The organism is Polaromonas sp. CG_23.6 (assembly GCF_029892315.1).
Classification (GTDB): domain Bacteria; phylum Pseudomonadota; class Gammaproteobacteria; order Burkholderiales; family Burkholderiaceae_C; genus Polaromonas.
This window is the reverse complement of sequence record NZ_JARXUY010000001.1, coordinates 1,261,615-1,275,307: the sequence shown is the minus strand read 5'-3', so window position 1 is coordinate 1,275,307 and position 13,693 is coordinate 1,261,615. Positions and strand designations below refer to the sequence as shown.

Sequence of the window (13,693 nt, the reverse complement as noted above, 5' to 3'; positions counted from 1 at the left end):
GTGGTTCAGGGATTCCAGTGCAGGAAATTGCGGTACAGCGCCAGCCCTTGGTCGGCGCTTTTCTCAGGATGGAACTGGGTGGCAAAAATATTATCGCGCGCTATCGCCGCGGCAAAGCGTCCGCCGTAGCTTGCTTCGCCTGCGATGTGGCGCTTATCAGACGGACAGGCGTAAAAGCTGTGAACAAAGTAGAAATACGCAGCGTCGGGCACGCCGTTCCAGACCGGATGGGGCTTGGCGCCGTTGTCAGCATGCGCCTGATACACCTGGTTCCAGCCCATTTGCGGCACCTTGTAGCGGCTGCCGTCAGGCTGGATCTTGCCGGCCAGGTCGAACTTGACGACCTCGCCGTGGATCAGCCCCAGGCCGGGCGTGGGCGCGCCGTTCAGCCCCTCGTGGCTGTTGTCGAGCAGCATCTGCATGCCGACGCACACGCCAAACAGCGGCTTGTGGCCAGCGGCATGCAGCACGGCGCCGAGCATGCCCGAGTGTTCGAGCGCCAGCATGCAGTCGTGCATCGCGCCCTGTCCAGGCAACACGACGCGCTCGGCATCCAGCACGTCTTGCGGGTTGGACGTGACCCGCACCTCATAGCCGGTGCCCTGCACCACATGCCGGACCGCCTGCGAGACCGAACGCAGGTTGCCGGAACCGTAATCGACCACTGCCACCGTTTTCAAATTGGACATTCAGAAGGAAAAAAGTAAATTGCTACGGGTTTGATAACTGTCAGCGCAGACTTCGCCTGCGCAAAACAGTTAAACATGCACGAACGGCGACAAGGTTCGGTTTACAGCGAACCTTTGGTCGAAGGAATCACGCCAATCGAACGCGGGTCGATTTCCAGCGCCATGCGCAGAGCCCGGGCAAAGGCCTTGAACACCGTCTCAGCCTGGTGGTGGGCGTTTTCGCCTTTCAGGTTGTCGATGTGCAGCGTGACGAAAGCGTGGTTGACAAAGCCCTGGAAAAATTCATAGGCCAGCTGGCTGTCGAAAGTGCCGATCATGCCGCTCTTGAACGGCACGTTCATCACCAGCCCGGGACGGCCCGAAAAGTCGATGACCACGCGCGACAGCGCTTCGTCAAGCGGCACATAGGCATGGCCGTAACGGCGCAGGCCTTTTTTGTCGCCCACAGCTTGCGCCACGGCCTGGCCGAGCGTGATGCCGACGTCTTCGACGGTGTGGTGGCCGTCGATGTGCAGGTCGCCCACGGCATGGATGTCGAGATCAATCAGCCCGTGGCGGGCGATCTGGTCGAGCATGTGGTCAAAAAAACCGATGCCCGTTGACAGCGCAGCCTTGCCGGTGCCGTCCAGGTTGACCTTGACGGTGATTTTGGTTTCGGCGGTGTCGCGCGAGACCTCGGCGGTGCGCGGTACAGGCAAGGAATCGGTGGTGGAATTAGTCATAAGGAGTTTTCAAGCGCGGCCAGCAGTTGCGCGTTTTCTTCGGCGGTGCCGACAGTCAGGCGCAGGCAGTTGGCCAGCAAAGGATGCATTTTAGAAATATTCTTGACCAGCACCTTACGCTTTCGCAAGCCGTCGAAGGTGCGTGCCGCGTCGGGTACGCGGATCAAAATCATGTTGGCGTGGCTAGGCCAGGCCTTGACGCCCGGCAAGGCGGCAAGCGCGTCGAACAGAAAAGCGCGCTGTGCAATCAGTTCCTGCGCCTGGGCCTCGAACACATCCCGGTGTTCGAGCGCGAACAGCGCGCATTCGTAGTTCAGCACGCTGATGTTGTAGGGCGGGCGCACCTTGTCGATTTCGGCAATCAGCGCTTTTGGACCGATCATGTAGCCGAGGCGAACGCCGGCCAGGCCGAACTTGCTCAGGGTGCGCATCAGGAGCACATGGCCGTGCCGCGACATGCGGTCTGCATAGCTCTTGCTGGCAAATGGCTGGTATGCCTCATCCATCACCACCAGGCCGCCCTGCGCGCCGACGGCTTCGATGATTTTTTCAATCACCGCGTCGTCCCACAGGTTGGCCGTGGGGTTGTTCGGATAGGCCAGGTAGGTGATGGACGGCTTGTGTTCGGCAATGGCGGCCAGCATCGCGGCTTCGTCGAGCTCGAAGTCGGGCGTCAGATCGACGCCGATGAACTTCAGGCCCTGCAGCTGCGCGCTCATGGCGTACATCACAAAACCGGGCAACGGCGCCAGCACCGACCCGCCGGGCACGTCGCACGCCATTGCCAGCAGCGCGATCAGCTCGTCCGAACCATTGCCCAGCATGATGTCGAAGCCCTCGGGCATTTGTGCATAGTCGGCCAGCGCGCGGCGCAGGTCGTTGACACGGCCGTCCGGGTAGCGGTTCAGCGCCAGCGCACCCAGTCGTTGCCCCAGATGTGCCTGCAGGGCGGCGGGCAAGCGGTGCGGATTTTCCATGGCGTCGAGCTTGACCATGCCGGCGGAATCCTGAATGTTGTAGGCGTGCATCGACTGCACATCCTGGCGAATCAGTTTTTTCAGTTTCGGGTCGAGGGTGGAATCAGGCGCGGTCATGGCTTGGGTTTTCTCATATCAGGCACGGTATTCAGGCGCAATTCGGCGGCGCGGGCATGCGCCTGCAGGCCTTCGCCATAGGCGAGTTCGGCGGCAATCGGGCCGAGCACTTGCGCGCCGGCTTCACTGACCTCGATCAGGCTGGAGCGCTTCTGGAAGTCGTAAACCCCCAGCGGGCTGGAGAAGCGCGCCGTGCCGCTGGTCGGCAGCACATGGTTCGGGCCGGCGCAGTAGTCGCCCAGGCTTTCGCTGGTGTAGGCGCCCAGAAAAATCGCCCCGGCATGGCGAAGCAGCGGCTCCCAGCGGTGCGGGTCGCTGCTCGATATTTCCAGGTGCTCTGGCGCGATGCGGTTGGAAATTTCACAGGCCTCTTCCATGCTGCGGGTCAGGATCAGGGCCCCCCGGTCGGTCAGTGACTTGGCGATGATCTCGGCACGCGGCATGGTGGGCAGCAGGCGGTTGATGGCTTCCTGTACGGCATCGATATAGGCGGCGTCGGGGCACAGCAAAATGCTTTGTGCCAGTTCGTCGTGCTCGGCCTGGCTGAACAGGTCCATTGCCACCCAGTCGGCGGGCGTCGTGCCGTCGGCCAGCACCAGGATTTCAGAAGGCCCGGCAATCATGTCAATGCCAACCGTGCCAAACACGCGTTTCTTGGCACTGGCAACATAGGCATTGCCGGGGCCGGTGATCTTGTCCACCTTGGGCACGGTTGCCGTGCCGTAGGCCAGCGCGGCCACCGCCTGCGCGCCGCCGATGGTGAAGGCGCGGGTCACGCCGGCGACGTAGGCGGCGGCCAGCACCAGCGCATTTTTTTCACCTTTGGGCGTAGGCACGACCATGATGATCTCGCCAACCCCGGCCACATGGGCGGGAATGGCGTTCATCAATACCGACGACGGATACGCTGCCTTGCCGCCCGGCACGTAGATGCCGACACGGTCCAGCGGCGTGACTTTCTGGCCCAGCAGCGTGCCGTCTTCGTCGCGGTAACTCCAGCTTTCGCCACTGGCTTTTTTCTGCGCCTCGTGATAAGTCCGGACGCGCCGGGCGGCAGCTTGCAGCGCGTCCCGCTGGGCAGCGGGAATCGCATCGAACGCCGCCTTGAGTTCAGCCTGTGTGAGTTCGAGTTCGGCCATCGCGCCGACGCTCAGGCCGTCAAAGCGTGCCGTGTATTCCAGCACCGCCGCATCTCCGCGCTGCTGTACATCGGCCAGGATGTCGGCCACCCGCTGCTCGATTTGCGCATCGGTATCAGCCGACCAATGCAGCCGGTCCTTGAATTGAGACTCAAAAGTGGCATCAGCGCACGACAGTCGGGCGGGACTAGCTACTAAATTCATAGCATTCCTGATAATGAAAACAAAAACATGTCAGGCGCAAACCGCCCGGGAAAGCGCATCAATCAGCTTGCGGATAGGCGCCTGCTTGAGCTTGAGGGCGGTCTGGTTGACCACCAGATGCGAGCTGATGTCCATGATGCGTTCAACCTCGATCAAATGGTTGGCCTTGAGCGTGTTGCCAGTGGACACCAGGTCAACGATGGCGTCGGCAAGGCCTGTCAGCGGCGCCAGTTCCATGCTGCCGTAAAGCTTGACCAAATCAACGTGAACGCCCTTGCTGGCAAAAAAGCTGCGCGAAATTTCCACGTACTTTGTCGCCACTTTCAGCCGCGAGCCCTGCTTGACAGCGGCGGCGTAGTCAAAGCCGTCGCGCACTGCCACGCTGATGCGGCATTTGGCAATCTGCAGGTCCAGCGGCTGGTACAGGCCCTGGCTGCCCGATTCGAGCAGCGTGTCCTTGCCAACGACGCCGATATCGGCACCGCCGTACTGCACATAGGTCGGCACGTCCGTGGCGCGTACCAGCACCACCCGCAGGTCTGGCTGGTTGGTGTCCAAAATCAGCTTGCGGGACTTTTCCGGGTCGTCGAGCACCGCGATGCCGGCGGTCTTGAGAAGCGGCAGGATGTCGTCAAATATGCGGCCTTTGGAGAGGGCGAGCGTGATCATGCGTTCATCCGTTCAATGTCGGCGCCAATGCCGCGCAGTTTGGCTTCCATCTGGTCATAGCCCCGGTCGAGGTGGTAGATGCGTTCGACAACGGTCTCACCGCTGGCGACCAGACCGGCAATCACCAGACTGGCCGAGGCGCGCAGGTCGGTGGCCATGACCGTGGCGCCCGAAAATTTTTCAACGCCTTCAACGACGCAGACCTTGCCTTCGATCTGGATCTTCGCGCCCAGACGCACCATTTCATTGACGTGCATGAAACGATTCTCAAAAATCGTCTCGGTCACCGTGCTGGTGCCCTGCGCGATGGCGTTGAGCGCCATGAACTGCGCCTGCATGTCGGTCGGGAAACCCGGGTATTCGGTGGTGCGAAACGACTGCGCCTTCATGCGGCCGCTGGCCTGGATACGGATGAAACCGTCGCCTGCCGTGATGGTCGCGCCGGCTTCGCGCAGTTTTTCAATCACCGCTTCGAGGTGGTCGGCGCGGCCATGCCTCAAGACGACATCGCCACCCGCCGCCGCCACGACGCATAAAAAGGTGCCGGTCTCGATGCGGTCGGCCACCACCTGGTGCGTGCAGCCGTGCAGGCGCTCGACGCCCTGGATGCGGATGCGGCGCGTGCCATGGCCTTCAATGTTGGCGCCCATCTTGATCAGCATCTCGGCCAGGTCGCCGATCTCCGGCTCCTGCGCGGCGTTTTCAAGAATGGTTTCACCCTCTGCCAGCGTCGCAGCCATCAGGAAATTCTCGGTTCCGGTGACGGTGACCATGTCGGTCGTGAGGCTGGCGCCCTTCAGGCGCGTCTGACCTTTGGGCAATTTGGCCAGCATGTAGCCGTGCTCAACGGTGATCTCGGCGCCCATGGACTGCAGACCCTTGATGTGCTGGTCCACTGGCCGCGAGCCGATGGCGCAGCCGCCCGGCAGCGACACCGTGGCCTCGCCAAAGCGCGCCAGCAACGGCCCCAGCGCCAGCACCGACGCGCGCATGGTCTTGACCAGCTCGTACGGCGCTTCGGGCGAACTCAGCGGGCCGGCATTGAGCGTGACGGTGCCCGCAACAGTGGTGCTGCGCTCTGCCTCGACGCCCATGTTTCGGATCAGCTTGAGCATGGTGGTCACGTCCTGCAAACCCGGAACATTTTGCAGCGTGACCGTGTCAGCGGTCAGTAGCGCCGCGCAAAGTTCGGGCAATGCCGCGTTTTTGGCGCCAGAAATGTCAACCGATCCGGCCAGTGACTTGCCGCCCTTGATACGTAGTTTGTCCATCTGTTTATTTCGCCTTCAAGGAAGCCCATTCGTCAGGCGTGTAGGTCTTCATCGACAGGGCATGCACCTCACCCGTCTGAATCCGGTTGCCCACCGTTGCATAAGCCCGGTGATGGCGCGCAATCCGCGACAGGCCTTGAAAAGCGCTGGACACCATGGTGGCGTACCAATGGCTGCCGTCGCCGGACACTTCGAGGTGCTCGCACGGCAGACCGGCGGCAATGATGGCTTGGAGTTCTTCGCTGGTCATACAGGATTTCTAAAAAAATTCTCAGTGCCTTGGAGGGCGTAAAAAAATGGGTGCAATGCAGTACATAGCAAGCGTGGCGGCTCCAACCCAGCAGGGGCCGCGGGACTGGATTCGCCAGACCGCAGGCGCAGCGGTCCCCTCGGGGGGCAGGAAGCCACACGCAGTGGGCGACCGCGGGGGCCAACATTGCTGCCAAGCGACAAGCGTGGGGTCATTAGTGTCTGATCTTATAGCCGGTGCGCAGCATGTTGACCGCGATGGCGCTGATAACCAGAAACGCGGTCAGCACCAAAACCAGGCTGAGCCACGGCGATACATCGCTGACGCCGAAAAAACCATAGCGAAAACCGTCAATCATGTAGAAAAACGGGTTCAGGTGGCTGAGCTTCTGCCAGAACGGCGGCAGCGAATGGATGGAATAGAACACGCCGCTCAGAAAGGTCATCGGCATGATGATGAAGTTTTGGAAAGTTGCCATCTGATCGAATTTCTCGGCCCACAGGCCGGCAATCACGCCCAGCGCGCCCAGCATGGCCGACCCGAGGACAGCAAACACCACGATCCACAGCGGCGCCACGAAGCCAGGCGGGTCGAAAAACGCCGTGACGACGAACACGCCCGTACCGACCATCAGACCCCGCACCACTGACGAACCGACATAGGCCCAAAACCAGTGCCAGTGCGACAGCGGCGTGAGCAACACGAACACCAGGCTGCCCATGATCTTGCTCTGCACCAGCGACGAAGAGCTGTTGGCAAAAGAGTTTTGCAGCACGCTCATCATCACCAGGCCAGGCACCAGAAAGGCGGTATAGCTCACCTTGCCATAGACCAGCGCCTGACCCTGCAGCACATGGCCGAAGATCAGCATGTAGAGCACCGCCGTCAGCACCGGAGCGCCGACGGTCTGGAATCCGACTTTCCAGAAACGCAGGATTTCTTTATAAAAAAGCGTTTGCCAGCCGGTCATTTCATGGCTCCGGCAAGGTCCATCGCCCTGGGTTCCCTCACCTCTTTTTCATTCATCACTTCAAGAAACACGTCTTCCAGATCGGCCTTGCGGATTTCCACATCTTCGGCCACCAGTCCGGACTCGCGGACGGCGGCCAGATACTGCTCGATTTCGCGCGCATTGTTCGCCGGAAACTGTACGATTCGGCCAGTAATACGCGCTTGGCTCGCAAGATGCAAGGGCAGTTCACCGTCAATTTTGAAGCGCAAGATATTGCTGGAAGCTGCGCTGAGCAGGTCTGACGTTTGTGCCAGCGCGACCACCCTGCCCTGCTTGAGCATGGCGATGCGGCTGCACAAGGCCTCGGCTTCTTCAAGGTAGTGGGTGGTCAGCAGCACCGTGCTGCCCTGCTTGTTGAGCTTGGCAATGAACTGCCACAGGTTTTGGCGCAGTTCCACGTCGACACCCGCCGTTGGCTCGTCAAGCACGATGACCTGCGGCTTGTGTACCAGCGCTTGTGCCACAAGCACCCGGCGCTTCATGCCCCCTGAGAGCTGGCGCATGTTGGCGTTTCCCTTGTCGGCCAAGCCCAGGTTTTCCAGCAATTCGTCTATCCATTCGTCGTTGCGCTTGATACCGAAATAGCCCGACTGGATGCGCAATGCTTCGCGCACGGTAAAAAAAGGGTCAAACACCAGTTCTTGCGGCACCACGCCCAGTTTGCGACGGGCGTTGGCATAGTCGAGCAGCACATCGCTGCCATGCACCAGGACATGGCCACTGCTGGCATGCGACAGTCCTGCCAAAATGCTGATAAGGGTGGTTTTGCCGGCGCCGTTGGGTCCCAGCAAGCCGAAGAATTCGCCCTGCTGGATGTCAAAGCTCACATGGTCCAGGGCCTTGAGTCCGGTGCCAGACTGGTTTCGCGCGAGAGGATAGGTTTTGCAGACGGACTGGAATGAGATGGCTGGCATGAGCCCGCTATTTTAGGGGCTGATGGCTTTCTTATCCCAAGCAGGCGGCCAAGGCCTTTCCAGCCCTTGCCTGCACACGAATCAGGTGCTCAGGCGGCAGCGACTGAAGGTGATTGCGGCGCAGCGGGAACCAGCGTGGCAACGCCATAGACGTCGGCCAATTGCATCAATTGACCGGACGCGCCCTGCACCGAAAAACCTTTGCCCGCCGCCAAAGCCAGCCGGCGGCATTCCAGCAGGATGGCCAGCGCCGACGAGTCGAACTGGCTCAACGCGCTGGCATCCACGACCACTTCGCCGGGCATCGAAGGCACTTCCTTTGCCACGGTGTCAAAAAAGCCGCATGCTGCGGCATGGGTCAGTACAGCAGGAAGTTTCAGCATGTCAATCGACGTGTTCAGGACTTGCCGCTGCCGGCGTTGGTCTGGTTGCGCTGCGCCATCGACTCAATCAGTCCGTCGAGACCCTTGGCGCTGACTTCCTGGGCAAATTGGGTGCGGTAAGTTCCCACCAGCCAGATGCCCAGTACGTTGAGGTCATAGATTTTCCAGCCGCTGGGTGTTTTTTCCATGCGGTAGTCCAGCTGGACCGGCTGGCCGCGGCCCAACACCTCGGTGCGGACAGTTACCTCGTTGTCGCCAGCGGCCGCGCGCAAGGGCTTGACGTTGAGCTGTTGGTCGTTGACCTGCGACAGCGCGCCTGAATAGGTGCGGATCAAAAGGGTTTTGAACTCTTGCTGCAACCGGGCTTTTTGCTCTGGTGTGGCCTGTCGCCAGTTACGGCCAACCGCAGAAGCCGTCATGCGGGTGAAATTGACGTTGGGCATGACCTTGGTATCCACCAATGCCATGACGCGGTTCATTTCGCCGGCCTGAATGGCTTTATCCGCCTTGATCGCGTCCAGCACCTCGCTGGAAACGCGCTTGATCAGCGCATCCGGGGCTTCTTCGGCAGCGCGAACCAGAGGAGCCGACGCCAGCAGGGCCAGGCTGAGCGTGGCAGTCAACAAACGTCCGAGAGTTCTACGGTTCATGGTTTTTCTTTCCAAGTCTAAACAGATGGCTGCCGGCAGCGTTATGCAAAATTTCATATACGCCTTGGCAGCAAGCCATGTGTGATGAACTATTTTGCAGTTTGGTTCGGCATCAGCCGATAAAGTTTTAAAACGCTTTGGTAAAGCTTGTTACCAAAGCTTTACCAAATTATTGCGTTACTGTGGGTTAGGCGCAGGCGACGCAGACGCACCTGCGGGCAGGTCGAAGCGCTCTTCGGGTTCGGTACGCTGGTTGCCGTTAATCAGGCTCTCACGGCGCTGCAAATACACATCGCGGGTGAAGGCGTATTTGTCGAGTGCGGCCTGGTCAAGCAGTTCGCCGGCACGAAGCAGGCTGGCCCGCGTGTCGACAAGGTCCAGGGTCTTCAGGGAATTGCGCACCGGGACATTGCCTGACTGCGATACCAGGTCACCCTGCATGTCCACCAACCGGCCCGCTGTATCGCGCACGCTGGAGGGGCCAAACAGTGGCAGCACGACATAAGGGCCGGACGACAGTCCCCAGGTTCCAAGAGTCTGGCCGAAATCTTCCTTGTGCTTGGGGATTTTCAGTTCGGTGGCGACATCAAAGATGCCGCCCACACCCCAGAACGTATTGGTCGTGACGCGAAAAAACGAATCGACCGCTTCGGCTGGCTTGGCCTGCAGCGCATTGTTCACCATGGACCAGACATCCGAGATGTTTTCAAAGAAATTCGTGACGCCGGTGCGTACCGGCGATGGCGTAATGTTCTGGTAGGCGGTGGCGACGGGCTTGAGCACGGCACGGTCCAACCCCTCGTTAAAGCTGTAGACGCCACGGTTGAAAGGCTCCAGTGGATCGACAGGATTCGCCTGGGGACCGGTGGCGCAGCCCTGCAGCAGCACGATTGCCAGCGTTGCAGCGGCCCAGCCGGAGAGTTTTTTCAGAGGGATGGATTGCTTCATTTTTTGTCCGTCGTTGCAGTTGCTGGCAGGGAAGGCGCCGATGTTGAACTTTCGTCAGCCGTCTTGCTGAACAGGAACTGCCCGATGAGGTTCTCAAGCACCACGGCCGACTGTGTTTGCCGGATGATATCGCCAGCGGCGAGGTTTTCTTCATTTCCGCCCGCCTGTATGCCAATGTACTGTTCCCCGAGCAGGCCGCTCGTAAGGATTTTCAGCGAGCTGTCCTTGGGAAAAACATAACGGCTTTGCATGTCGATCGTGACCCGCGCCTGGAATGTCTGGTCATTGAAGCTGATGTCCTCAATGCGGCCCACCACCACACCGCCGCTGCGCACCGACGCCTTGGGCTTGAGACCGCCCACGTTGTCGAATTCAGCCGTGATCCGGTAGGTGGGCTGAAAGTTCAGGTTCAGCAAATTGGCCGCCTGCAATGCCAGAAACAAAATGGCCGCGGCGCCCACCATCACAAACAGGCCGACCCACACATCAATTTTCGAGCGTTGCATCAAAACTTCCTTCCAAACGGTTGAGGACAATGCCCGCCGGGCAATCGCACGGAAAAGGTCTGTCCCACGAATTTTTTCAAAGTCATCACTTCGTGAACATCATCGCGGTCAGGATGAAATCCAGGCCCAGCACTGCCAGCGAGGCGACCACCACCGTTCGCGTCGTCGCACTGGCCACGCCTTCTGGCGTCGGTTGCGAGTTGTAGCCCTGAAGCAGCGCCACGAACGTCACGGTAAAGCCAAATACGATGCTCTTGACGATGCCGTTGCCCACGTCGCGCCAGACATCGACGCTGCCCTGGATCTGGCTCCAGAAAGAACCGGCATCGATACCGAGCATCAACACGCCAACCACCCAGCCGCCAATCACACCCATGGCGCTGAACACGGCGGCCAGCAGCGGCATGGCAATCACGCCCCCCCAGAAACGCGGCGCCAGGATGCGCTGGATCGGATCGACCGCCATCATTTCCATCACACTGATCTGCTCGCCAGCCTTCATCAGGCCAATCTCGGCGGTCAGCGAAGTGCCGGCCCGGCCGGCAAACAGCAGCGCCGTCACCACCGGTCCAAGTTCGCGCACCAGCGTGAACGTGACCAGCTGGCCCAGCGCTTCGGTCGAACCAAAACGAAGCAGCGTGTAGTAGCCCTGCAAAGCGAACACAAAACCGACGAACAACCCCGAAATGGCAATGATGACAAGCGAATAATTGCCCAGAAAATGGATCTGGTCACGCACCAGGCCAAAGCGTTTGAAGCTTGACCCGAAGGTCGCCAGCAGCCGCAGGAACAGTCGGGTGCCATCGCCCAGGTTGGCGAGCCAGCTGCGGGTGGCGAATCCAACGTCAGCAGGCTTGTACCAGCTCATGAGGCGACTCCGGATTTCAGCGAGGCAGGACCGAAGTCCTGCTCGACGCTGACGCCGGGATAGTCAAAATTCACCGGGCCGTCTGGCAGCGCATGCACATACTGGTACACCAGGGGATCGGTACTCTGGCGCACCGCGTCGGGTGTTCCCTCAGCGGCAACCTTGCCGTTGGCCAGGATGATCACATGGTCGGCAATCGCAAACGTCTGTTCCAGTTCATGCGAGATAAACAGGCTGGTCAACCCCAAGCTGTCATTCAGATGGCGAATCAGCCGTGCAGACGTTCCCAACGAAATGGGGTCCAGCCCGGAAAAAGGCTCGTCATACATCACCAGTTCAGGGTCCAGGGCGATGGCCCGCGCCAGTGCGATGCGCCGCGCCATCCCGCCCGAGACCTCGCTGGGCATCAGGTCACGCGCGCCGCGCAGGCCGACCGCATTGAGCTTCATCAGCACGATGTCCCGAATCAGCGCTTCGGGCAGGTCGGTGTGTTCGCGCAGCGGAAAGGCGACGTTTTCGAACACGCTCAAGTCGGCAAACAGCGCGCCGAACTGGAACAACATGCCCATACGGCGGCGTGCTTCGTAGATTTGCGCCTGGTTCATCGGCGTGACGTCCTGGCCGTCGAACAGCAACTGGCCCGATTGCGCCCGATTCTGTCCACCGATCAGGCGCAGGATGGTCGTCTTGCCGCCACCCGATGCCCCCAGCAGAGCGGTGACCTTGCCACGGGGAACCGACAGCGAAATGTCATCCAAGATGACGCGTTCGCCATACCCAAAAGTCAGGTGGCGCAGTTCGACAAGGGAAGCGTTGGAAGATGGGGGCATAGAAAAGACAAAAGCCGGGGATTCCGGCTTCTGGATCATAAGGGATTACGCCAATCAGCGTGGCAGGTCGCTATAGCCCATCAGGAACTCGTCAACCGACCTCGCGGCCTGGCGGCCTTCGCGAATTGCCCACACCACCAGGCTCTGGCCGCGCCGGATATCGCCTGCTGCAAACACCTTGGGCACGTTGGTCGCATAGCCGCCGATAAAGTCCGTTCCAGCCTTGGCATTGCCACGACTGTCTTTTTCAATGCCGAAGACGTCCAGCACCGACGCCACCGGTGAGACGAAGCCCATGGCGAGCAGCACCAGGTCGGCTTTCAGAACCTGCTCGGAGCCGGGAACCTCGACCATCTTGCCGTCTTTCCATTCGACGCGAACGGTCTTCAGGCCGGTGACCTTGCCTTTTTCACCGATCAACTCTTTGGTCGAGATGGCGAACTCGCGCTCGCAGCCCTCTTCGTGGCTGGAACTGGTGCGCAGCTTGATCGGCCAGTAAGGCCAGGTCATGGGGCGGTTTTCCTCAATCGGCGGCTCGGACATCAGTTCGAACTGGGTGACACTGGCCGCGCCGTGGCGGTTGCTGGTGCCGACGCAGTCCGAGCCGGTGTCGCCGCCGCCAATCACGATGACGTGCTTGCCGTCAGCGCGCAGCTGGCCCTTGACCTTGTCGCCGGCGTTGACCTTGTTTTGCAGCGGCAAGAATTCCATCGCGAAATACACGCCGTCCAGGTCGCGGCCGGGCACCGGCAGATCGCGCGACTGCTCGGCGCCACCGGTCAGCACCACGGCATCGAAGTCTTTTTGCAGTTGTTCGGGCGTGATGGTTTCCTTGGCCCAGTTGGTGACCTTGGAACCCTTGGGCAGGCTGCCGACCATGACGCCGGTGCGAAATACCACGCCCTCGGCCTGCATCTGCTCGACGCGGCGGTCGATGTGGATTTTCTCCATCTTGAAGTCGGGAATGCCGTAGCGCAGCAGGCCACCAACGCGGTCGTTCTTCTCGAACAGTGTCACGTCATGGCCGACGCGGGCGAGCTGCTGTGCAGCGGCCATGCCGGCCGGGCCGGAGCCGACGACGGCGACCTTCTTGCCGGTCTTGTGCTTGGCCGGCCGGGGCTTTACCCAGCCCTCGGACCAGGCGCGGTCGATGATCGCATGCTCGATGGACTTGATGCCGACCGCGTCGTCGTTCACGTTCAGCGTGCAGGCCGCCTCGCACGGCGCGGGGCAGATGCGGCCGGTAAACTCGGGGAAATTGTTGGTGCTGTGCAGCGTGTCAATCGCATTTTTCCAGTCGTCGCGAAACACCATGTCGTTGAAGTCGGGAATGATGTTGTTGACCGGGCAGCCGCTGTTGCAAAACGGCGTGCCGCAGTCCATGCAGCGTGCCGCCTGCACATTGGCCTGCTGGTCGTCCAGGCCGATGACGAATTCCTTGTAGTTCTTCAGGCGCTCGGGAACGGGCTTGTAGCCTTCCTCAATGCGCTCATATTCCATGAAGCCGGTGATTTTTCCCATGATCAATTCCTGTGCAATTTTTT

16 protein-coding genes are annotated in these 13,693 nt (G+C 60.4%); all 16 read right to left on the bottom strand.

The genetic code is table 11. The annotated features are described in order from the left end of the window. Positions 1-5: 5 nt before the first annotated feature. On the bottom strand, positions 6-689 hold the full coding sequence (hisH, locus tag H4V98_RS05980; RefSeq protein ID WP_196863032.1) for an imidazole glycerol phosphate synthase subunit HisH: 684 nt from the start codon (positions 687-689) through the stop codon (positions 6-8). Positions 690-790: 101 nt separating this feature from the next. Beyond that, positions 791-1,411, bottom strand: a complete 621-nt coding sequence (gene hisB, locus H4V98_RS05975; protein ID WP_196863031.1) for an imidazoleglycerol-phosphate dehydratase HisB — start codon at positions 1,409-1,411, stop codon at positions 791-793. Further along, positions 1,408-2,505 carry a histidinol-phosphate transaminase gene (gene hisC, locus H4V98_RS05970; RefSeq protein WP_280757345.1) on the bottom strand — a complete coding sequence of 366 codons (1,098 nt, stop codon included), beginning with the start codon at positions 2,503-2,505 and terminating at the stop codon, positions 1,408-1,410. The genes hisB and hisC overlap by 4 nt, the downstream gene beginning before the upstream one ends. Continuing rightward, the gene (hisD, locus tag H4V98_RS05965) at positions 2,502-3,848 is read right to left on the bottom strand and encodes a histidinol dehydrogenase (RefSeq protein WP_196863029.1); all 1,347 of its coding nucleotides are present in this window, start codon (positions 3,846-3,848) and stop codon (positions 2,502-2,504) included. The genes hisC and hisD overlap by 4 nt, the downstream gene beginning before the upstream one ends. A gap of 30 nt (positions 3,849-3,878) precedes the next feature. After that, positions 3,879-4,517 (bottom strand): ATP phosphoribosyltransferase, encoded by a 639-nt coding sequence (gene hisG / locus H4V98_RS05960; RefSeq protein WP_196863028.1) that lies wholly within the window; start codon positions 4,515-4,517, stop codon positions 3,879-3,881. Then, positions 4,514-5,788 (bottom strand): UDP-N-acetylglucosamine 1-carboxyvinyltransferase, encoded by a 1,275-nt coding sequence (gene murA, locus H4V98_RS05955; RefSeq protein WP_280757344.1) that lies wholly within the window; start codon positions 5,786-5,788, stop codon positions 4,514-4,516. The genes hisG and murA overlap by 4 nt, the downstream gene beginning before the upstream one ends. Positions 5,789-5,792: 4 nt before the next feature. Next, entirely contained in the window at positions 5,793-6,038 is a 246-nt protein-coding gene (locus H4V98_RS05950) for a BolA family protein (protein WP_196863026.1), read from the bottom strand. Positions 6,039-6,252: 214 nt separating this feature from the next. Beyond that, positions 6,253-7,008, bottom strand: a complete 756-nt coding sequence (locus H4V98_RS05945; protein ID WP_280757343.1) for an ABC transporter permease — start codon at positions 7,006-7,008, stop codon at positions 6,253-6,255. Continuing rightward, positions 7,005-7,964, bottom strand: a complete 960-nt coding sequence (locus H4V98_RS05940) for an ABC transporter ATP-binding protein (protein ID WP_280757342.1) — start codon at positions 7,962-7,964, stop codon at positions 7,005-7,007. The genes H4V98_RS05945 and H4V98_RS05940 overlap by 4 nt, the downstream gene beginning before the upstream one ends. Before the next feature lie 89 nt (positions 7,965-8,053). Then, positions 8,054-8,347, bottom strand: coding sequence for an STAS domain-containing protein (locus H4V98_RS05935; protein ID WP_280757341.1), 294 nt, complete (start codon positions 8,345-8,347; stop codon positions 8,054-8,056). 14 nt (positions 8,348-8,361) lie between these two features. Continuing rightward, positions 8,362-8,997 carry an ABC transporter substrate-binding protein gene (locus tag H4V98_RS05930; RefSeq protein ID WP_280757340.1) on the bottom strand — a complete coding sequence of 212 codons (636 nt, stop codon included), beginning with the start codon at positions 8,995-8,997 and terminating at the stop codon, positions 8,362-8,364. Positions 8,998-9,174: 177 nt separating this feature from the next. Continuing rightward, entirely contained in the window at positions 9,175-9,945 is a 771-nt protein-coding gene (locus tag H4V98_RS05925; RefSeq protein WP_280757339.1) for a VacJ family lipoprotein, read from the bottom strand. Beyond that, positions 9,942-10,451 carry an outer membrane lipid asymmetry maintenance protein MlaD gene (gene mlaD, locus H4V98_RS05920; protein WP_280757338.1) on the bottom strand — a complete coding sequence of 170 codons (510 nt, stop codon included), beginning with the start codon at positions 10,449-10,451 and terminating at the stop codon, positions 9,942-9,944. Before mlaD ends, H4V98_RS05925 begins: the two co-directional genes overlap by 4 nt. Positions 10,452-10,536: 85 nt before the next feature. Continuing rightward, positions 10,537-11,319 carry a lipid asymmetry maintenance ABC transporter permease subunit MlaE gene (gene mlaE / locus H4V98_RS05915; protein WP_280757337.1) on the bottom strand — a complete coding sequence of 261 codons (783 nt, stop codon included), beginning with the start codon at positions 11,317-11,319 and terminating at the stop codon, positions 10,537-10,539. Further along, a complete protein-coding gene (locus H4V98_RS05910) occupies positions 11,316-12,149 on the bottom strand; it encodes an ABC transporter ATP-binding protein (protein ID WP_280757336.1) in 834 nt (277 codons plus the stop codon). The genes mlaE and H4V98_RS05910 overlap by 4 nt, the downstream gene beginning before the upstream one ends. 54 nt (positions 12,150-12,203) lie before the next feature. After that, positions 12,204-13,670 carry a glutamate synthase subunit beta gene (locus H4V98_RS05905; RefSeq protein WP_280757335.1) on the bottom strand — a complete coding sequence of 489 codons (1,467 nt, stop codon included), beginning with the start codon at positions 13,668-13,670 and terminating at the stop codon, positions 12,204-12,206. Positions 13,671-13,693 lie beyond the last annotated feature (23 nt).